General features: G+C 52.9%; 20 protein-coding genes, 2 tRNA genes and 1 pseudogene. 17 read left to right on the forward strand and 6 right to left on the reverse strand.

The annotated features are described in order from the left end of the window. A pseudogene (locus tag FIL88_RS14005) lies at window positions 1-291 on the reverse strand (DDE-type integrase/transposase/recombinase); the annotation flags it as partial. Here FIL88_RS14005 and FIL88_RS14010 point away from each other — a divergent pair. Both FIL88_RS14010 and FIL88_RS14015 read left to right on the forward strand, forming a co-directional pair. Beyond that, the gene (locus tag FIL88_RS14010) at window positions 280-570 is read left to right on the forward strand and encodes a recombinase zinc ribbon domain-containing protein (RefSeq protein WP_185960961.1); all 291 of its coding nucleotides are present in this window, start codon (window positions 280-282) and stop codon (window positions 568-570) included. The pseudogene FIL88_RS14005 and the gene FIL88_RS14010 sit on opposite strands and share 12 nt — an antisense overlap. Further along, entirely contained in the window at window positions 513-959 is a 447-nt protein-coding gene (locus FIL88_RS14015; RefSeq protein WP_185960969.1) for a hypothetical protein, read from the forward strand. Before FIL88_RS14010 ends, FIL88_RS14015 begins: the two co-directional genes overlap by 58 nt. Here FIL88_RS14015 and FIL88_RS14020 read toward each other — a convergent pair. After that, window positions 949-1,023, reverse strand: a tRNA-Thr gene (locus tag FIL88_RS14020). The genes FIL88_RS14015 and FIL88_RS14020 overlap by 11 nt on opposite strands. A 264-nt stretch (window positions 1,024-1,287) precedes the next feature. On the opposite strand from FIL88_RS14020, the gene murA reads away from it, so the two are divergent. The 13 genes from murA to FIL88_RS14085 all read left to right on the forward strand — a co-directional run bounded on the left by murA (window position 1,288) and on the right by FIL88_RS14085 (window position 12,628). Then, window positions 1,288-2,553, forward strand: a complete 1,266-nt coding sequence (gene murA, locus FIL88_RS14025) for a UDP-N-acetylglucosamine 1-carboxyvinyltransferase (RefSeq protein ID WP_142854510.1) — start codon at window positions 1,288-1,290, stop codon at window positions 2,551-2,553. A 5-nt stretch (window positions 2,554-2,558) separates the two neighbouring features. Then, a complete protein-coding gene (locus tag FIL88_RS14030) occupies window positions 2,559-3,041 on the forward strand; it encodes a DUF2948 family protein (protein WP_142854511.1) in 483 nt (160 codons plus the stop codon). Between the two features lie 66 nt (window positions 3,042-3,107). Then, window positions 3,108-4,409, forward strand: coding sequence for a histidinol dehydrogenase (gene hisD / locus FIL88_RS14035; protein ID WP_142854512.1), 1,302 nt, complete (start codon window positions 3,108-3,110; stop codon window positions 4,407-4,409). A gap of 16 nt (window positions 4,410-4,425) precedes the next feature. Further along, the gene (locus tag FIL88_RS14040; protein ID WP_142854513.1) at window positions 4,426-4,908 is read left to right on the forward strand and encodes a UPF0262 family protein; all 483 of its coding nucleotides are present in this window, start codon (window positions 4,426-4,428) and stop codon (window positions 4,906-4,908) included. Between the two features lie 65 nt (window positions 4,909-4,973). Then, window positions 4,974-5,372: an arsenate-mycothiol transferase ArsC gene (locus tag FIL88_RS14045; RefSeq protein WP_246066731.1), complete on the forward strand. Its 399-nt coding sequence runs from the start codon at window positions 4,974-4,976 to the stop codon at window positions 5,370-5,372. A gap of 9 nt (window positions 5,373-5,381) precedes the next feature. Continuing rightward, window positions 5,382-6,368: an SRPBCC family protein gene (locus tag FIL88_RS14050; RefSeq protein WP_142854515.1), complete on the forward strand. Its 987-nt coding sequence runs from the start codon at window positions 5,382-5,384 to the stop codon at window positions 6,366-6,368. Between the two features lie 115 nt (window positions 6,369-6,483). Beyond that, on the forward strand, window positions 6,484-6,702 hold the full coding sequence (infA, locus tag FIL88_RS14055) for a translation initiation factor IF-1 (RefSeq protein ID WP_108856989.1): 219 nt from the start codon (window positions 6,484-6,486) through the stop codon (window positions 6,700-6,702). A gap of 12 nt (window positions 6,703-6,714) precedes the next feature. Next, entirely contained in the window at window positions 6,715-7,302 is a 588-nt protein-coding gene (locus tag FIL88_RS14060) for a Maf family protein (protein ID WP_142854516.1), read from the forward strand. Beyond that, window positions 7,299-8,336, forward strand: a complete 1,038-nt coding sequence (locus tag FIL88_RS14065) for a ribonuclease E/G (protein WP_142854517.1) — start codon at window positions 7,299-7,301, stop codon at window positions 8,334-8,336. Before FIL88_RS14060 ends, FIL88_RS14065 begins: the two co-directional genes overlap by 4 nt. Beyond that, window positions 8,336-8,530, forward strand: coding sequence for a DNA gyrase inhibitor YacG (locus FIL88_RS14070; protein ID WP_142854518.1), 195 nt, complete (start codon window positions 8,336-8,338; stop codon window positions 8,528-8,530). The genes FIL88_RS14065 and FIL88_RS14070 overlap by 1 nt, the downstream gene beginning before the upstream one ends. Before the next feature lie 90 nt (window positions 8,531-8,620). Then, window positions 8,621-8,695, forward strand: a tRNA-Phe gene (locus FIL88_RS14075). Between the two features lie 325 nt (window positions 8,696-9,020). Further along, window positions 9,021-10,889, forward strand: coding sequence for an ATP-dependent nuclease (locus tag FIL88_RS14080; protein WP_221931160.1), 1,869 nt, complete (start codon window positions 9,021-9,023; stop codon window positions 10,887-10,889). A 2-nt stretch (window positions 10,890-10,891) separates the two neighbouring features. Further along, window positions 10,892-12,628 carry a UvrD-helicase domain-containing protein gene (locus FIL88_RS14085; RefSeq protein WP_142854520.1) on the forward strand — a complete coding sequence of 579 codons (1,737 nt, stop codon included), beginning with the start codon at window positions 10,892-10,894 and terminating at the stop codon, window positions 12,626-12,628. A 13-nt stretch (window positions 12,629-12,641) separates the two neighbouring features. Here the strand turns inward: FIL88_RS14085 and FIL88_RS16850 are convergent, their stop codons facing one another. Beyond that, window positions 12,642-12,938 carry a hypothetical protein gene (locus FIL88_RS16850; protein ID WP_221931161.1) on the reverse strand — a complete coding sequence of 99 codons (297 nt, stop codon included), beginning with the start codon at window positions 12,936-12,938 and terminating at the stop codon, window positions 12,642-12,644. 313 nt (window positions 12,939-13,251) lie between these two features. Then, entirely contained in the window at window positions 13,252-13,452 is a 201-nt protein-coding gene (locus FIL88_RS14090) for a hypothetical protein (RefSeq protein ID WP_142854521.1), read from the reverse strand. 294 nt (window positions 13,453-13,746) lie between these two features. Between FIL88_RS14090 and FIL88_RS14095 the strand changes: the two genes are divergently transcribed. Together FIL88_RS14095 and FIL88_RS14100 are read left to right on the forward strand one after the other, a co-directional pair. After that, entirely contained in the window at window positions 13,747-13,977 is a 231-nt protein-coding gene (locus FIL88_RS14095) for a hypothetical protein (RefSeq protein WP_142854522.1), read from the forward strand. Between the two features lie 845 nt (window positions 13,978-14,822). After that, window positions 14,823-15,209, forward strand: coding sequence for a hypothetical protein (locus FIL88_RS14100; protein ID WP_246066732.1), 387 nt, complete (start codon window positions 14,823-14,825; stop codon window positions 15,207-15,209). Window positions 15,210-15,619: 410 nt separating this feature from the next. Here FIL88_RS14100 and FIL88_RS14105 read toward each other — a convergent pair whose 3' ends face one another. Further along, complete coding sequence (locus tag FIL88_RS14105; RefSeq protein ID WP_142854524.1) at window positions 15,620-18,328, reverse strand: hypothetical protein; 2,709 nt, start codon at window positions 18,326-18,328, stop codon at window positions 15,620-15,622. Between the two features lie 5 nt (window positions 18,329-18,333). Continuing rightward, window positions 18,334-19,173: a hypothetical protein gene (locus tag FIL88_RS14110; protein ID WP_142854525.1), complete on the reverse strand. Its 840-nt coding sequence runs from the start codon at window positions 19,171-19,173 to the stop codon at window positions 18,334-18,336. Between the last annotated feature and the right edge of the window lie 34 nt (window positions 19,174-19,207).

A 19,207-nucleotide genomic window follows, 5' to 3' on the forward strand; every position in this document is an offset into this window, starting at 1 on the left:
ATGAACGACATGAACCTGATCGCAGCCGGGTGCCTGCAGCGCGAAGTCCAGCGTGTCCGTCACGTCTTGAGCCCGCATATTGGCGCATAGCTTCTAGGAGACGATGTAGCGGCTGTAATCGTTGAGGACCGTGCTGAGATAGAACCAGCCCCAGCCCAATACCTTGATGTAGGTGAAGTCTGTCTGCCAGAGCTGGTTGATGGCCGTCGTCTTGTGCTGGAACTCATTGGCATCCTTCAGGACGCGATACACTGTGGATTCTGAGACAAAATAGCGTTCTTGATCCGTAAAGACTTCCCACTTCGCGGTTTTGCCACCTGCGGAGACTGCGGAAGCAATCTGCGGTCTTCATGGTCAAAGGGGAAGACCAAATACTATCCGTATTATCTGTGCCAATCCAAAGGCTGCGATAGCTATGGGAAGTCGATCCCACGCGACAAAATTGAAGGCGCGTTTGCTGATGTCGTCAAAACGCTGGAACCAAGTCCAAATACTTGGTGCGGGCTAAAACCATGTTCAGACGTGCATGGGATGCGCGATTGGCTCAAGCCAAAGATACTGCGCGTTTAACCAAGCGCCAAATCGCGGATGCCGAGTCGCAGATCGAAGCATTGCTCTCGCGTATTATGCAAGCCAGCAACGATGCCGTCATCGGAGCCTATGAAAACAAGATCACTGAACTGGAGAAATCGAAGGTGCTCATGACTGAAAACCTTGCAGAAAAGGCTTCAAAACCCAAGAGGTATGAGGATTATCTAGAACTCTCCCTCAGGTTCCTATCAAGCCCTTGGAAAATATGGGAAAGCGGCGATGCAAGCCTGCGCAGAATCGTCCTGAGATTGGGATTTTCTGGCGGATTTTCGTACCATCGAATTGACGGACCTAGAACACCCCAAATAGCGTTGCCTTTCAAGGCTTTAGGTATGCTTTCAGGAGTGCAAAATTTAATGGTGCTGTGAGGGAGGATTGAACTCCCGACCTCACCCTTACCAAGGGTGCGCTCTACCACTGAGCTACCACAGCATCCTATCGTGAGCGGCTGACTAAACGTATTCGCTGACAGGTGCAAGGGTATTCTGGACCCTTTTTTCATTCCACGTTACAGAAGGGCTTATGGAGCGGAAAAGCACACCTCAAAAGCCCACGAAAAATGGGGCGGAACGCGAAGCGCGTCTGAAGGCTGCGCTGAAAGCAAATATGGGTCGGCGCAAGGCGCAGGCCAAAGCACGGGCTGCGTCAGAGGACGAAGCGACTGAAAACAAACAGGATAATAGGTAAGGCAGGCATATGGATTCAATTGTAGTAACTGGCGGCCGCGAACTTAGCGGCGAAATTCCGATTGCGGGGGCTAAGAACGCCTGCCTGACCCTGATGCCTGCAACGATTCTGTCGGAAGAACCTCTGACCCTGACCAACGCACCGCGCCTGTCGGACATCAAAACGATGACACAGCTGCTGGAAAGCCTTGGCGCTGAAGCCGCATCGATGCAGGAAGGTCAAGTTCTGACCCTGTCCAGCCACAATCTGGATAACCACATCGCCGACTATGATATCGTGCGTAAGATGCGGGCATCCAACTTGGTATTGGGGCCGATGTTGGCACGTTTGGGACATGCGGTCGTGTCCCTGCCCGGCGGCTGCGCCATTGGTGCGCGCCCGATGGATCTGCATATCTTCGGCCTAGAAAAGCTGGGCGCCGAGATCGAATTGAAAGACGGCTATCTGCACGCCAAGGCCCCGCGCGGACTTAAAGGTGCTGAAATCGAGCTAGCTTTCGCATCCGTCGGCGCGACTGAGAATATCCTGATGGCTTCGACACTGGCCAAAGGCACCACTGTTATTCGCAACGCGGCCCGCGAACCAGAGATCGTCGATCTGGCAGACTGCCTGCGCAAAATGGGCGCCCAGATCGAAGGCGACGGCACATCCGAGATCGTCATTCAGGGCGTGGATCGCCTGCACGGCGCGACCCACCCTGTTGTCACCGACCGGATTGAACTTGGCACCTATATGCTGGCCCCGGCCATCGCAGGTGGCGAAGTGGAATGTCTGGGTGGGAAGATCTCGCTGGTCGAAAGCTTCTGCCAGAAACTGGATGCGGCTGGCATCCACGTCGAAGAGACCGCGAAAGGCCTGAAGGTTGCGCGCCGCAATGGGCGGGTATCGGCGGTGGACGTCACAACCGAACCCTTCCCCGGTTTCCCGACGGATTTGCAGGCCCAGATGATGGCGATGCTGTGCACGGCCGAGGGCACTTCGACCCTGCACGAAACCATCTTCGAGAACCGCTTTATGCACGCCCCAGAACTGACCCGCATGGGGGCAAATATCGAAGTGCATGGCGGCACCGCCACTGTACATGGTGTTGAGAAGCTGAAAGGCGCGCCCGTGATGGCGACCGATCTGCGTGCGTCAGTCTCGCTAATTTTGGCTGGATTGGCGGCCGAGGGAGAAACCATCGTCAGCCGGGTCTATCACCTTGATCGCGGGTATGAAAAAGTTGTGCGCAAACTGACCTCGGTCGGGGCCAAAGTCGAGCGTGTGAGGGAGTAACCGACATGCAAGATGCACGGTTCGAAGATGCTGGCGAGAGCGCCCTGAAACTGGTGGCGCTGGATGCTGCGGATCTCGAGATTGTTTCTGCACTAGTTCAGGACGCAGTTTTTCCCGCGTCCGAGATCGCGTGGTCGCACGCCCGTCGGCGCTTTGATTTGCTGCTCAATCGCTTCCGCTGGGAAGACAAAAAGGCCGCTGAAGCACGCAACCGTCCGGTCGAGCGTGTACAAACCGTATTGTCTGTGTCTGATGTTCTAAAAGTACAAAGTCAGGGCGTCAAAAAGGGCGATAGGGACATGATCCTATCGCTTTTGTCCCTCTCCTTTGTGCCCGGTGACGATGGTATGGGCCGGTTGGAGCTGATTCTGGCTGGTGATGGTGCCATTGCGCTCGAGGTCGAAACGCTGGACGTGACCCTTCAGGACGTCACGCGCCCCTATATTGCGCCCTCGAAACATACGCCGGAGCATGACCTGTCCGAATAATCCGCGACCCCATGGCGCTTGAAGCCCAGTTACGTCGCCGCTAAGACCCGCTCAAAGGAGAGCGCCATGCCCCAATTTCTGAACAGCACCGACAGCGATTTCGAGGCGCGTTTCACCGCGCTTTTGTCGATGAAACGCGAAGACAGCCCGGATGTGGATGCCACTGTGGCTGGCATTATTGCCGACGTGCGCACGCGCGGGGATGCTGCCGTGATCGAGCTGACCTCGAAATTCGACCGGCTGGACCTGACGCCAGAAACACTGCGCTTTTCCGAAGCAGAGATCGAAGCGGAATGTGCGAAGGTTTCGAATAAAGACCGCGCCGCGCTGGAACTGGCCGCGGACCGCATTCGCGCATATCACAGTCGTCAGATGCCAGAAGATCAGCGCTGGACAGATGAAAGCGGTGCTGATCTGGGCTGGCGATGGTCGGCTGTGTCCGCTGCGGGGCTTTATGTTCCCGGCGGGTTGGCCAGTTATCCGTCATCCGTTCTGATGAATGCCATCCCAGCCAAAGTCGCGGGTGTCGAGCGCCTCGCAATCACCGTGCCCACGCCAGACGGGGTCACGAACCCTCTGGTATTGTTGGCCGCAAAGATTGCTGGCGTGGACGAGGTCTATCGCATCGGTGGCGCACAAGCTGTCGCCGCCCTTGCCTATGGCACGGACACAATTGCACCCGTGGACAAGATCACTGGTCCGGGCAACGCATTTGTGGCCGCCGCCAAGCGCCGTGTCTTCGGCAAGGTCGGGATCGACATGATCGCGGGCCCGTCGGAAATTCTGGTCATCGCAGACGCGGAAAATGACCCCGATTGGCTGGCCTTGGATCTGATGAGCCAAGCCGAGCATGACGAAAGTGCGCAGTCCATCTTGATCACAACCGACGAAGCCTTCGGCCAGAAGGTTGCCGATGCTGTTGCCGCGCGCCTGGAAACGCTGGAGCGGCGCGATATCGCAGGTGCCAGCTGGCGCGACTTTGGTGCTGTGATCACCGTGCGTGATCTGGACGAAGCGGCACGCTTGTCCAACCGCATCGCACCCGAACACCTAGAGCTGTGCGTCGCAGATCCCGAAGCCCTGTCGAACAAATGCGTGCATGCCGGCGCCATCTTCCTTGGCCAGTTCACGCCCGAAGCCATCGGCGATTATGTCGGCGGTCCCAATCACGTGCTGCCAACTGCACGATCGGCGCGCTTTAGCTCGGGCTTGTCGGTGATGGATTTCCTGAAACGCACCACGCTTGCCCGCATGACGCCCGGCGCGCTGGCCGCCATCGGACCCGCCGCCGAAACCCTTGCCATTTCCGAAAGCCTTGAAGCTCACGGCCTGTCCGTGCGCGCAAGGCTTGACGCCCTTAACGATTGACCCTCAGATAGTGCCAATGACCACGAACCGCATCACCCATATCGAGATTGATGACACCGGCCTTGCCGCCCCCACGCCCGAGATCGAGCAAGAGCGCAAGGTCGCGATTTTTGATCTGCTGGAAGACAACAGCTTTGATCTGGCACCGCGCGGCGATCAGCCAGCACCGGACGGGCCGTATCATCTTGGGCTCGCCATCCGCGAAAAACGGTTGGTGGTCGAGGCCAACACCGAAGCTGGGGATCCCGCGGGTGAGTTTCACCTGTCGCTTGGGCCATTTCGTCAGGTGGTGAAAGACTATTTTGCGATTTGCGAAAGCTATTTCGATGCAGTGAAAAAACTGCCGCCCAGCCAGATTGAAGCCATCGATATGGCCCGACGCGGCATTCACAACGAAGGCGCACGCGTCTTGCAAGAACGCCTTGAAGGCAAAGCCGACATCGATATCGACACCGCGCGCCGCCTTTTCACCCTTATTTGCGTGCTGCACTGGGGGTAAGCTTGGTCGCAGATCGTCCTCAATCCGTGCTGTTCTGCTGTGACCACAATTCTGTGCGCTCACCGATGGCCGAAGGGATGATGAAGGCGTTCTATGGGCACGAGATCTATGTCCAGTCTGCCGGTGTCCACAGCGAGCTTGAGATCGACGGGTTCTCTATCGCAGTCTGCGACGAATTGGGGGTCGAACTGTCCGGCCATCGCGTACGCAGCTTCGACCAGATGGAAGAATGGGGGGACGACCTGTCCAGCTTCGATCTGGTGATCGCCCTGTCCCCGGCAAGCCAACGCCGCGCATTGGAACTAACGCGGGTGTTCCATCTGGATGTGGAATACTGGCCCATTCTGGACCCAACCGGATTGGGGACACGGCGCGACGAAAAACTTGCGTCCTATCGACAAACCCGCGATCAAATCCGTGACCGGATCATCGACAGATTTGGCCCCCCGTCTCAAGACCTCTAAAGGCCCACCATGGACCAAGATCCGCCACAAGCACGTGCCCAGTCGCATCGTCGCATTGCGCTCAACTATTTGTTGATCATCGGGTACTGCTGCCTTGTCTATGGTGTGGGTTTTTTCGGCTATCCCCAACTTTTGGGCGATCAAGTTGGCATCTACGTGACACTCTCGATCCCCTTTTCCATTGGCATACTGGGCCAGCTGCTTTTAGATCCGCATCGCACTAGACGGGTCCGAGACGTGCTGATCCCCTTGCTGTATGTCATGCTCGCGGTCGCATTGGCCCTGTTGCTGGTTCAAGTAGAAACGCTGATCTGCATTGCAATGGCAGTACCATTTTTTGCAGTTCTTACGCCTGCTGCTGTTTTGCTAACCCGTGTTGCGCAGGCCGCGCTGCATCGTCGATTTCGTGTATCAACCCTTTATTCGCTTACGATTCTAGTGCCGCTCGCACCTCTCTTCGCAACACCGCTTATCTCGTTACCAGCCGAGATCGTCAGTGTGCGCGAAGAAGTGTTAATCGCGGCACCAGCAGAAACCATTTGGCGACACACCGTGGAAATTCCGCGAATCTCAGATAAGGAACGGCTCTGGACCATCTCTCACAATCTCATGCGCGCACCAATGGCGTTTGACGCACGGGTCAAAGGGACAATGCGGCAGTTGCGTTGGACCAAAGGGGTCCGGTTCAAAGAAGAGATCACCGAACACTATCCAAACCAACGTCTTGCATGGCGCTTTGTCTTTCACGACAAAGACAGCCTACGTGGATTCGATTTGCACGTTGATCCGGATAGCAACACCTTGAAACTTCTGGACGGATGGTATGAGTTGTCATCGGGACCGGACGGTACGACCCGGCTGGTGCTTGAAAGCCGCTATCGCCTGTCCACACCTGTAAATTGGGCGCTCAAACCATGGGGACAGCTCTTTTTAGGCGATTTCCAGCGTTCGGTTCTGCACGTAATCAAGGCCCGCGCTGAAGCCGGCGCCGGTTGATTTACACATTTTATGTCCGAACGCTGCTATGTCCCCCGAATCCCCTTGAAAACCGGGACGTTTCCCCCCATTTATAGCGCGCCCACGATGGGTGGGTAAAAACACAGGAGTGAACATGGCCAAGGAAGAACTGCTCGAATTTCCCGGTGTCGTCAAGGAACTCCTGCCGAATGCGACATTTCTGGTCGAGCTGGAAAACGGCCATAAGATCATCGCTCATACGGCAGGAAAGATGCGCAAAAACCGCATCCGCGTTCTGGCCGGCGACAAGGTACAGGTCGAAATGACCCCTTATGATCTGACCAAAGGTCGGATCAACTATCGCTTTAAGTAAGCGCCGTCGCGCATGACGCGTCCTAAGCTGATTCTGGGCTCTGGCAGCCCAAGACGGGCCGAGTTGCTAGGGCAGCTCGGCCTTGTTGCTGATGACATCCGCCCACCGGATGTAGATGAAACGCCCAAAAAGGGCGAATTGCCGCTGAACTATTGCCGCCGGATTGCCGCATCGAAGGCTGCCGCGATGCACGTGGCCACGGATGAGGTCGTGCTGTGCGCCGACACCACCGTCGCGTTGGGACGCCGCATCATGGGCAAACCCAAAGATACGGCCGAGGCGGCTGAGTTTCTGATGTCGCTTTCTGGTCGACGTCACCGGGTCATCACCTCGGTCGTGGTGCGCAATGCCGCGGGTGCGTGGGCACGCGATGTGGTGACCAATGTCAAAATGAAACGCCTGTCGAATGAAGAGCTGAACGGCTATCTGGCCACCGGAGACTGGCAGGGGAAAGCAGGTGGTTATGCCATCCAAGGTCCTGCAGGCGCATTCATTCCGTGGATTCAGGGCAGCTATACCGGCGTCGTCGGTCTGCCCATCGCCGAGACGGCTGGGCTTCTTCAAGCGGCCGGTTTCCCTTTATATGGAGAGCAGCCATGAAAGGCAGCACCATCGCGCTTGATACCTATAACGGTCGGAAGGCTGCCGCGCAGATCACCGACGGGCAGCTGACAGATCTTCTGATCGAACCGCCCGAGGGCGTGACCCTGCCGGGCGCCATTTTTCGCGCAATCTGTGATCGGCCCCTGAAGGGTCAAGGCGGCATGATGCTGCGCCTTCCAAACGGGCAATCAGGCTTTCTGCGTCAAGGCAAGGGCCTGAAACCGGGCGAGCGGTTGCTGGTTCAGGTTACGGGTTTTGGCGCGGATGGGAAAGCGGTCCCAGTGACACAGAAAGTCCTGTTCAAGAGCCGTTACGCCATCGTCACACCTGGTGCGCCCGGCATCAATGTCAGCCGCGCCATTCGCGATGACGAGGTGCGCGTGCGCCTTCTTGAGATCGCACATGAGGTTATGGGCGATGCTGATGAAGGATTGATCATTCGGTCTGTGGCGGCGACTGGCGCGGAGGATGATATTGCAGATGATATCGCAGCAATGATCGACCTCAGCCGCGCGGTTCTGGCCGATCAGGATGGCGATACCGAACTTCTGGTCGACGGCCCCGACCCGCATGAACTGGCTTGGCGCGACTGGGATGACCCCGACCTTTTGGATGACCGCGAAAACGCGTTCGACCGTCATAATGTACACGAGATGATCGACGCGGCTCGTGGTGCGTATATGCGACTCTCTGGCGGTGCGTCGATGCATGTCGAACCCACCCGTGCATTGATCGCCATAGACGTCAACACAGGTGGCGATACCAGCCCGGCGGCAGGTCTGAAGGCAAACATTGCTGCGGCCCGCGCCTTGCCCGCCGCGCTGAGATGTCGGGGCCTGGGCGGCCAGATCGTCGTGGATTTCGCCCCCTGCCCCAAAAAGGACCGCCGGCAGCTAGAGCAAGTTCTGCGCGCAGCGCTAAAAGCCGAGGGCATCGAGACAGCTATGGTCGGTTGGACGCAGCTGGGCCTGTTCGAACTGCAACGCAAACGCGAGCGTCTGCCGCTTTCCCGCTGTCTAGAGGACCGCTGATGGCCTGCCCAATCTGCGAGAAGGAAACAGACATCAAATACCGCCCCTTCTGTTCAAAACGTTGCGCTGATGTGGATTTAGGCCGCTGGCTTAATGGCTCATACGCAGTGCCATCGGACGACCCCGAAGACCTGGAAGAGGCTGCCGAAGCCCTGACAATGGCTTCGAATTCAGAAATGTCCAAGCCGCACTGAAAAACCTTCAAAAAACATCCTTTTCCCTCTGGACACCGCTGACCCCCACGACTAAAACGCGCCCACCCGAACGATAAAACGTTCACCCGTGCCCGGGTAGCTCAGGGGTAGAGCAGTGGATTGAAAATCCTCGTGTCGGTGGTTCGATTCCGCCCCCGGGCACCATTTAACTTACTGGAAATATTTAATACTTTTTGCTTTCAGCGTTCTGCGGACAAAGCACGTCTGTTGATTGGGTTCCGTATGGGTGTCCAATGCCAGTTAGGCTGTGTTTAGCATTGGCTTAAGGACATGATTGCTAGTTTGCTAGCGATTAGGTCGCCAACCTAGTGGACACTGTACAGCACGCACCTCATTCAACCTTGCGTTGCAGCGATGGCGTGGCCTACGCTGCAATTGTTCAGGCAATTGTATTTTGGGAATATTTTAATGACGGATGCTGCCCCCCCCCGAGCAAGAAGAACCGATCAAGCCACTTGTTGTTCGACGGTTGGAAATTACCAACTTTCGCGGGGTTAAGAAGGGAACGGTCGAATTTCACGGAGATACGCTTTTAGTCGGCGGCAATAATGCGGGTAAGTCTACGATATGTGAGGCGTTAGAACTCGTCCTTGGCCCTGAGCGTGGATACCGCAGGCCGATTGTAAACGAGCATGACTTTCATGCTGGGCGATATTTGGATGATGAAGGAAATCCACAACCAATCTTGATTGATGTTGTGTTGCTGAATTTGCCAGACGAAATGGAAAAGAAGCTATTTTCCAAGACACGACCTTGGAGCGACACTAAGGGTGGCTTTCTAGACATTGACGGCGCGGTCCCAGAGGACACTGACGTTGATGATGTCTGTCGCGCACTTCCTCTAAAGTTCGTGGGTTATTACGACAGACAGGAAGATGATTTCGTTGGGGCTACCTACTTTTCTCACCCTGTCGAGGAAGTTGCTGAGGACGACGAGAATTTCGACAAACCCCAAACTGGACTGACATTCTTCAATCGGGAGTGGAAACTGCGGTGTGGTTTCATATATCTGCGAACTCTTCGTACTGGGCGGCGTGCACTTAGCCTTCAGCGTGGCTCTCTACTGGATACAATTCTTCGCTTAGGTGACACAGGGAAAGAGTCCATGTGGGAAAGCACCTTAAAGCAATTAAGCTCGCTAGACCCAGCAATCGGTGACATCCCTCAATTGGAGAGCATTCAGGATCAGGTTCGGGATAGGATGGGTCGTTTCGTCGGGTTGTCACACGACGATGATGCCACCGGTTTCTTTGCTTCTGATCTTACACGGGATAATCTGCGCGAGGTTGTCCAACTCTTTCTGAAATCCTCCGAAAGCAATCATCCAGTTCCGTTTGACAGACTCGGAACAGGTTCAGTGAATGCGCTCGTTTTTGCGCTTCTGACTCACATTGCTGATCTACGCGGTAGCAACGCGATCATTTTTGCCATGGAAGAACCAGAGATCGCTCTTCCCCCTCACGCTCAACGCAGAATTGCCAAATACCTTCTCCGTAACATGGGACAGGCCATCATAACTTCCCACTCGCCATACGTGATTGAAGAGTTTGATTTAAAGGCAGTGACATCAATCACTCGGAAAGATGGTGAACTTTCATCCGACCGCATAGACGTCGACAAAGTGAAGGCTAGCGCGCTGAGAATGAACCGCAGGCAGCTAGCAGAAGCTGTCTTGGCGCGAGGGGTAGTGGTCGCAGAGGGGGATACCGAAGCGAAGATGTTGCTCGCGGCCAGCTACGTGTACGAGGCTGTGGATACGACGGGAAAGTACGTTCCCTTAGATTTAATAGGTGTGAGCGTTTTTGATGCTACTAGCCAATCAAGTGTCCCTAAGTGGGGTCCGTTTTTTGAGACGCTGAACAAAGTGACCTTCGCATTTCATGACAAACCGAAGAAGGCATGGACTGAAAGTCAGCAAGAGGCCTTGGGAACATATCAAATAAATTTTGAGAGCGACTATTCCGGTTCGGAAGAATTGTTGGTTGCTGAACTGCCGAACCATGTTTTGAAAAGGTTCCTTGAAGCAGCGGCTTCTCATGCTGAGTATCCAACCGACAAGGGCTACCTCAGCAATGAACCTAGTGAATCGGAGGTCTCAGAACTTGCTAGGAAGGTTTTGTTTCACAAAAAGGGGTCTGGGTTTGCCGCGCTGGCGATTGAGCAATGCCAAGCGCTCGACGAATTGCCAGTTACGATAAAGGAGTTTTTGGATCAGGTCGGGGCAACAATGGCCCTGCCCAGTCTGGATACTGAACCAGAGAGTGACGACATAGAGGAAGGCGATGGCGAAGGAGATGACGACCCATTGGCTGACATCGACCTAGACGATATTCTATAGCTATGGCGTTCGAGATTTGCGAAAAACGCCAATCCGTTATTGATGCTAGGGAACACGCCTTGGTGGTCGGTGGGCCGGGGTCCGGCAAAACGACACTCGCCCTTTTGAAATGCAAGGCATTGATCCCAGAACTAACGCCTGGACAAGGTATCATGTTTCTCAGCTTCTCAAGGGCGGCTGTCCAACAGATTCTGCGGCGCTGTAGGGAAATTCTTTCAAAAGAAGAAATGAAGTGCATCGACGTCCGAACGTATCACTCATTTTGTTGGGATGTTCTTCACAGTCACGGCGGATTGCTAGGAGGCAAGCGATTGCTGATGATGTCTCCTTCAGACGAAGGGGCATTACGTACGCAATTCGATGGGAACTGGACCGATGAAAGTCATCGCCTCCTCGAACAAGACGGCCGTGTGTGTTTTGATTTGTTTGCTTCGGCCGTGAAGGACCTGTTTGAGCGTAGTAATCATCTTCGCGACTGGATGGGGTGCCTCTTTCCCCTCGTTATTCTAGACGAGTTTCAAGATTCAGACGACGAACAGTGGGGATTTGTGCGCCAGCTTTGCGATGTTACGCAGACCCTTTTCTTGGCTGACACTGAACAACGCATTTTTGAAGGTTCTTTCCGACCCGGCGTAAGGGCTGATCGCCTCGACATTCTCAAGTCCGATGTCGCAATTAAGGAGGTCGATTTAATCGATGATAATTATCGTAGCGCAGACAGCGAGATCCTTGCATATGCCAATGCAGTCTTGTCCGGGAACGGTCCGCTTCCAAAAACAAGCGACGTTAAAAGCCTCTTATATTCTTATGCTGGCGAAAATTTCAGATCATCGGTCCACTTCGCAGTTGCTGCGACGTTGGGAGAACTTCGAAAGCGAGGCAAAGAACAACCGACTGTAGCGGTTCTCGCCCGTGGCAACGAATTAATAGCGGAAATTTCTGACTCACTCCAAGTTTCCCACAATTTCAAGGGTCGAGAATGGAAACCTATTCCACATGATATCGTGTGGGATCAGGTCCTATCTGCGACAGCGGGAGAGGCAATTGCATCGGCGCTTGAATTCAAATCGGAGCCGAACCAAGCGACTCGTCGCATGATGCACTTCAAAATTAAGGCCTACTTCCTCGTTAAGAAAGACTTTTGCGAACGCTATGGAGGGCGGGGCGCTTCAACAGCAGGTGATCGTGTCAGTCGTTTTGAGCGTGCGATAGCTTGCTTGGATGAAGGAAAAGCTCTGCGCGCTGGCTCACCGAAAACTCTTGAGCAAGCGCTGTTTGATGCAGCTACCCTGATTGGTGACCCGGTGGCAGATTGGAAACTCGTTCGGGCGGCGTTTAGCTCACACGCTGACCTAAGGGGCATTTTCCAAGATGCTAGAATGGTTCGATTGTATCGCGCATCCGACGCGCTATCTTCTTCGTTGTCAAATCTTTGGGTGTCTCAAGCAAACTATGTTGGCTCTGCACGTGTTTTGAAAGTTGTGTTGGATCAAGAGCGCTTGATGGGAATGGATCGTGATCCAGAAGGCGTCACGCTCATGACCATTCACAAGTCGAAAGGAAAAGAATTTGATGGTGTCGTGCTAGTCGAAGGGTTGCATTCTAGTCCCTTCTTTATGGCACATGAAGCACCAGCTTATGCGGCTTCTAGGAGACTGCTTCGCGTAGGTATTTCACGCGCCCGAAGTTTTGTTGTGCTCGTTCGCCCGAAGAAGGCTCGCGCACTTGTGGACGAGTAATGCTGCGCTGCCGTTATCGACTGGACTGTTTCATGTACTCAATAGCATCAAAACAGCCTTCTTTGGCTTCTCGTAGCGTCTTGTATGTTTTCTTGCCCCAAGTCAGGTCGGCTGACCAAGGAGCGGTGATCCCGACTGTAAAACCGGACCTGCGATTTGAGACAATGCAGTGATACCCTTCCACTTTGATATGGGGATTGCCTTTGGCTGAAACTTTCCAGCCCTTTCGATCTGGGAATTTCTGCCGCCGTGCGGCCCTTCTTTTCATACTGGAGTCGCGCTCTTGTGCCCGCTTCTTGTTTCCTTCCATGTAACCGGCACAGTCGCACCCACAGTCTAATTCTTTATGGTAGTCTGGGTGCCTCATCGTATGAACAAAACGAATGGTCTGTGCCTCACACATCTCACACGTCACGTATTCTTCTTCTTCGCGAAGGTCGCGTGTAGAAATGCACAACCACCCCTTGTGGGGCACCCCAGATTGGGACCATTTCCCACGGCGTATTTGCGGCACCTTTTCATCCATAAGTTGAGTCTACGTTTTGCACCGAATTGGAGCAAGGACTGCATGTGCAAAAGGAAAAAGCTACACAGCGTTCACACCTTACACTTGATGTAATTGCCTAATTGGACAAGGCACGCCTAGCTTCCTTCTCAGCGCTCGAACCTTTCACCCATTGCCACGGGGTGCGGGGTTTGCGTGCCTTCGCCAATTCCGGGTTCGCCTTGGCGTCGCCGACGGCAGCGCGCAGGCGTTCGCGGGCCTCGCATGGGTCGATCTTGAGTTCTTCGCACAGGGATTTCAGCGTGATGATGTCGGACATGTTGCTCTCCTAGGTTTCTGATGCAGATCGATAAGACGATGGCTGCAAGCATGTCAGGGACAAACCCACAACAAATCCCTAGAGCATAGGGCGTTAAGCGCGCGTGGCCGCGTTACATTGAGCCAGAAGGCCATGTGGCCGTCACGAACGACGTGTTGCGACGAAAGCGCCGTTGACGCCAGTGCTGGCCCCTGTGGGCTGCGCAGACGCTCATTGATCTAGGAATTACCCTGACGCCCACAACTGCACGATCTTATTGCGCTGTTGCAACCGCAACCAGCAAAGGAGACCACAATGGTCATTCGGGCAACATGGAAATTCAATGGGCAGGAGAAAGTCATACTCGGAAACTGGCACCGATTGTGGTGTCTGCTATTCGGGCCGCTGTATTATTTGTTCAAGGGGATGTGGTTGTGGGCCATCTTGTCGCTGATTACGGCCAACGGCCTGTGGATCGGCTTTCCCCTGTACAACCGCGCCATTGTAATGCGCCACTTCTATCGCAAAGGTTGGGAGCAAAACTGATGCCGCAAGCGCGCAACAAGGCGACATCCGTTCACCCAAGCGGCACCCAAAACCTTGATGGTGATCTAACGTCAATAAGTGCCAACGCCGCTTGGCCCATCCATGTGAACGGACCGATGCGAAAACGGTACAATGGACACTCTAGCCGACGAGTGAACCCACCCACACGGCACCCAAATCAGTATTTGTAGATCGCCATGAATGCGGACCAATTGAAAAGACTCAAATATTTGGGTCCGTCTCGCCTCCAACAGCCTGATCAATAGTCCGCGTGTCGGTCTCGGACATGACTGCACGAACCTGAAGATACGAAGGCAACATGTGACCACAGGGGGATGGGGGGAGGCGTTTTTTAACGGCGCACGCCTTATGGGCAAACAAGCGGTCATGCATACTTCCGAGATTTTCGGCTCCTAGCCGTTTCCACGAACGTCAAGATCGCCAAGGGCGTCATGCGTCATCGTGGCGAACTTGAGGGGTGAAATGCGCCAAAATCATCGATGGCGATGTTGGCGTTCTTGGCGCACTTCAAATCCTACCTGTGGTCATTCTTCGTCTGGCAAGGACAGGTACCAGCCTTTCCCTTTCTTCTTAGACTTGACGTCCAGAGCGCGCCTTGCACGTTCCAAGGTCTTGGGGGCGATGTCGCGAGCAGCAACCTCTTTCTCCACCTTAGTTGATGGTTCAGGCCCGTTCTTGAGAAACACGCGCAGCACCTGAAACCATCATCCCGATGGATCAGAGGCCCATAATGCACTAACAATCAACTTGGACCAGTCAGATGAGGCTGCTCAATAGAAGGCCTATTCGGAGACACCAACACCAGAAAACGCTATATTAGCCGCTTGGTTCATCACTTCATCACGGCTGTTGAGTATGACGAACACAACCAATTTGATGAACCTCTTTTAAGGTTCCGTGCAAAACTGGCCTCACCCCAAGCTCAGTTTTTGAAGTCTTTGAAAAAGCTGGTCTTTGCTGAGGTTATCAAAAGCCCAAGCGTCCAGCATCTGGAATTCAAGGGGCAAAGTATGGTCGTTTCCGTTTTTGAAGCCCTGCAATCAGACCCCAAGCGGTTGTTACCGACAGATACTTTCCAAAGGTATGAAGCGGAAAGCGACGGTTTGAGGGTAATATGCGATTTCGTCGCGGGCATGACCGACGCCTACTTGTTGAAGACCTACGAACGCCTGTTTGCTCCTCGCTTGGGATCGGTGTTTGATAAACTCTGAGGAACCAATTCAGATTCAAGAGGTTTTTGCGGGCTTCGAATGGCTGAGATGGCGTAATTTGAATCCTCTGATCTCGGCGCCGCGCATAAAAAATGAAAGAGCCACCGCTCAATAGGAGCGGTGGCAAGGTTTTGGTGGTTAGAACTGCAATTTAGGCTGGTGAAATTGCAAACTGTTGTTGGTTTTCACACGTGACAGTGTTGTGGCGCTCCAATTGACATTACCTATCATCACGAGAAAAAGCTCTTGTATTTGAACCAATCGAGCCATTGAAGCGAAGTAAGTTAGTCAAAGATTTCAAATCCATTTACCTAAGGTGACTTGTCCACTTGAGATCCCAATAACACTCTTAGTCGCCTGAATTCCGGAAAATCACTAGGTAAATAAGCCCTATGGAATAGTTGCATAGTCTAAGACTTATCTGCGAAACGACCGAACGGATTAGTGGAAAAATCAGCCCTAAAGCGTTCTGCCATATTCATCAGAAATTCCAGAGCTTGGCCTTCCGTTCGTACGCCTTGCGCGCCATATAGCTTTAGAGTTTCGTTTAAAAGCAAGCGTCTAGTGGGGAAATCAATTTCTAGTTCCAGCTCAGATTGAGAAGGGTGTTGAAAATCGCCAGTTAGCTCTTCAAAAGGTAAGTCTTGGGCGGCTTTTGCGAAGCTTGGAGAGGGATCTACGCAATAGATCGATGCTGGCAAGCCCTCTATTCGAAACCCATCAGGCCAAGGGAACGCATCAAGAATACTTTGAGCAACAGGTCGCCTTCCCCAACCTGAACCTCTTGACGAGTGACTCTTCATCCAAGTTTCCAGAATCCCGGAGGCGACGATCGCCGCGGAGAATGTGTCGCCATCAAAGGCGATCCAACCTTTTGGCACGGTGAGCCACTCAGGAAGTTTGCGCGGCACGATCGGAAATCTTCCGTCACGAAAGACCCAGCGCGAGATGTCAGCATTAAGATCGTTTTGTAGGACGGGTTCAATTATTACATCAGTAGAGCCATGGCTCCGTTGAGGCACAAAGAGCGTTGACAATTCTTCTAGGCCTCGATCATCAGTCCGTGCAACACGCTCTAGTTCTCTTTCCGAAATCGCAACTAGAGTTGGTACGTTATTAGCGTTTCTAGTACCGGTAGGTAAGACGAACTTTCCAACTCTTCTCATAGGGTGATCCGGATAGCGATCAAGCCAGCTCCTCCATGCTTCCGCAAGTAGAAATTGTGCATCCCAGTTACTCGCTCTACGAAAAACAGGAGGATGGTCTACAACTGGAAAGCGTTGGGAACATTGGAAGTCTTCTGGTATTTCGAAGTCCCACAACTGCTCTCTACTGGTATCGCTAAATCTTCTTAAGCTATGCTTATCAGTGTAGCGCATAGCTTGCCGACCGGTTTCCTCTGCATAACGGATAAGCTCTAGGTTTGGAGTTTCCGCAGTAATAATAAAACGCCGCTTTCTCGGCTCACTAAACAGTAGAAGATCCGCCTTACTGTATGGGATGTATTGCTTACTTCTAGGAAAATTTGTTTCGTTTTCAATTGAATTGACTTCGAAGCCTGGAGCAAAATGCTTTGATGCCATTGTCCACGACTGCTCGGCTAGAGCCTCAAAGTTGCTTGGTTTCATTGGACGTAAAGCGACATCATAATTCCCACTTTCCCTCGCAAGTTTGGAACTGAGTGAGTGTCTATGTTCTAGAAATGCTCTAGCTATGCGCTTCTCGGAAAGGGTCGAAAATGCGACGGCTTCGGATAGATAATCAAATTCAGACTTTACATGCTTGCTTAGCTTGCTTGGATAGACACAAAGAATACCATCTGTCTGTCGGTTCTTTCGGTTAGACACGCGATCTAAAACTTCGGGCTCCGACAACAATAGTAGGCAAGCTTTTTCGATGTGATCCGAGAGTCTTCGGGTTAGGGACTTTGTATGATCGCCAACCCAGCCCGGAGATCGCACAAAAGAGGTGTCCAATAAAGTTTGGCCCAAAGAACCATCAAAGAGAGAAGCTTGGCGATCAAGAGATAGATGGCGGGATGGTCGACTTGGAGGCAAGATTGGGGCCACAATCAATTCCGGAGCATCATTGTGTTGCAGCATTTCTTCCAAGGCAGCAAGGCTAGGGTTTATCCTTAGTTCCTCACTTCTCTCGCTAACAACAGCTACAACTATGCTATAGCCTTTGAGTTCTTTGGTGCTAAGGTGATCGACCGCATCATCCCGCCAAACGTCAAACATCTGCCCAGGCCAACTGCGGTCCACTACGAAACCTTGATCTTGGCGTGTTTTTTGAAAGTGTTGCGCGAGCTTTTCCGCTTCCGGGCCATAGGGAACAATCAACACTGGTTTGGGAACGTAGTGCTTTGGCACTGTAGGTTTGCCAAAGTTTACGACCAGGCTAGGTTTATTTCGGCCCAACGGTAACTCGTTCAACAGCTCCGTCACCGCCCGATTAGTTGTCAGTGCTTTAATTACAGCGAGCTCCTCGGATGCCATTCCATCCGGGAGGTGCAGTAGATTTATTGCGATTAGGTTGCTCTCGGTATCAAGAGTTAAATGAAGTTGTCTTAGCGCCTCCAATGTTGAGAGCGATGCGTTTACTACACTTAAGTCTTGGCGCAAATTAACTAGAATCTGACCTCTCAAGTAGGTTTCAACCAGCCACCTCTTTGCGGTTTTGTGTCCTATTTTCTCGTTTAAAAACTCATAAGCAGTACTGAGAGCTTCCTTTCTTTTACCTCCTGCTTGGCTCGATAAGAGATCCAGAGCAGTCAAAGGAAAGCCAGAACCTAGGCCACCTTCACTATCGATCGCTGCCAAAAGTTCATTAGTTGTTCCAAAACAGAACTTTCCTCTTATTAAAAATGCATCCCTCCAAGGTTCTCCGATTGAAACTTCCCTACACTCTTCGCTCATTAAATAGTGGATGTCTTGTTCCGGCACCACCTCTTCAAAAAAAGCAATCGAACTCGTTCGATCGCCTTCGATTTCAGGTGATGCTAAAAAAACTTGGTTGCTTAGTGGGTGTGCTGCATAGAGCGCCGTGCAAATTCCCGTTTCTAGGTCAGCAGGTGCCTCGAAGCCTATTAGGCGAAAGGTCTCAGAATGTTTCACCATTTTCGCTATTCCTGACTAAAGGCACGACGCTGAACATGAGCTTGCACTTTTTGATTCAGCTCAGCACGAAAGTCCGCCGGGCTTCTAGTACTTTGCCAATCATAAACCTCTACTTCGATTTCAAGTTTTTCCAGCTCGGAGATAAACTCTGCATTCTTACTCCCTTCTGAACCCTCTAAGAACTGTTTCGGCAGGATCGCCAGTTCAACCGCTCCCTTCAGATTAAGATGTCTATCCGTAGCGACTTCAATCGCAGACGCTCTATCATCATAGCTGTTAGGATCATTCACACCTCTGTTCGCTTGGTTTGCGATCATTTCGTAGCTGCGCGTTGCTTGATGAAATTCAGGGATGTTGTCTGTCAGTCCCGGTTTTAAACGCCCATCGAAATAGTCTTCGACACTCTCAAACGCAAAAGCCATTTGCTTCCGTGCGCCTTCGATTGTTCCTTCCAGAACGTAGTCGTTGATTCCCAGAAACGGGTCTGCGTTTTCGTAGTGCCCGGCAAAAGCCGCACCGGTATCGAAAGGGTACACTTGAGTGGGATCTACGCGTGATGGATCAACAACAAAAACACACGGATAGCGCGACAGCTGACGGGAAGAAGCTTCTTCATTTCTTAAACGATACGCTGGTCGGCCGAGGAAGAAGTAGAGAAGATCGCGTTTGAAGACTTGGCAGTGTGAAGCCTTCAGCTGACCTGAAAGTATGATGTTTCGCCCAAAGCCCATTGCAGTAACATGAACCAGTGGTAGCTCCGGGCCTGGGGCGAATTCAGCAACGTTGTCCTTCAAGTCTGTATGTGGATGGCCGGGGCTATTGACTGGTAAACGATAGTTTGCCACGGGAGAGATATTCCTTCGAACTACTTTAAACAAA

The sequence above is a fragment of the Aliiroseovarius halocynthiae genome, assembly GCF_007004645.1.
Lineage (GTDB): Bacteria > Pseudomonadota > Alphaproteobacteria > Rhodobacterales > Rhodobacteraceae > Aliiroseovarius > Aliiroseovarius halocynthiae.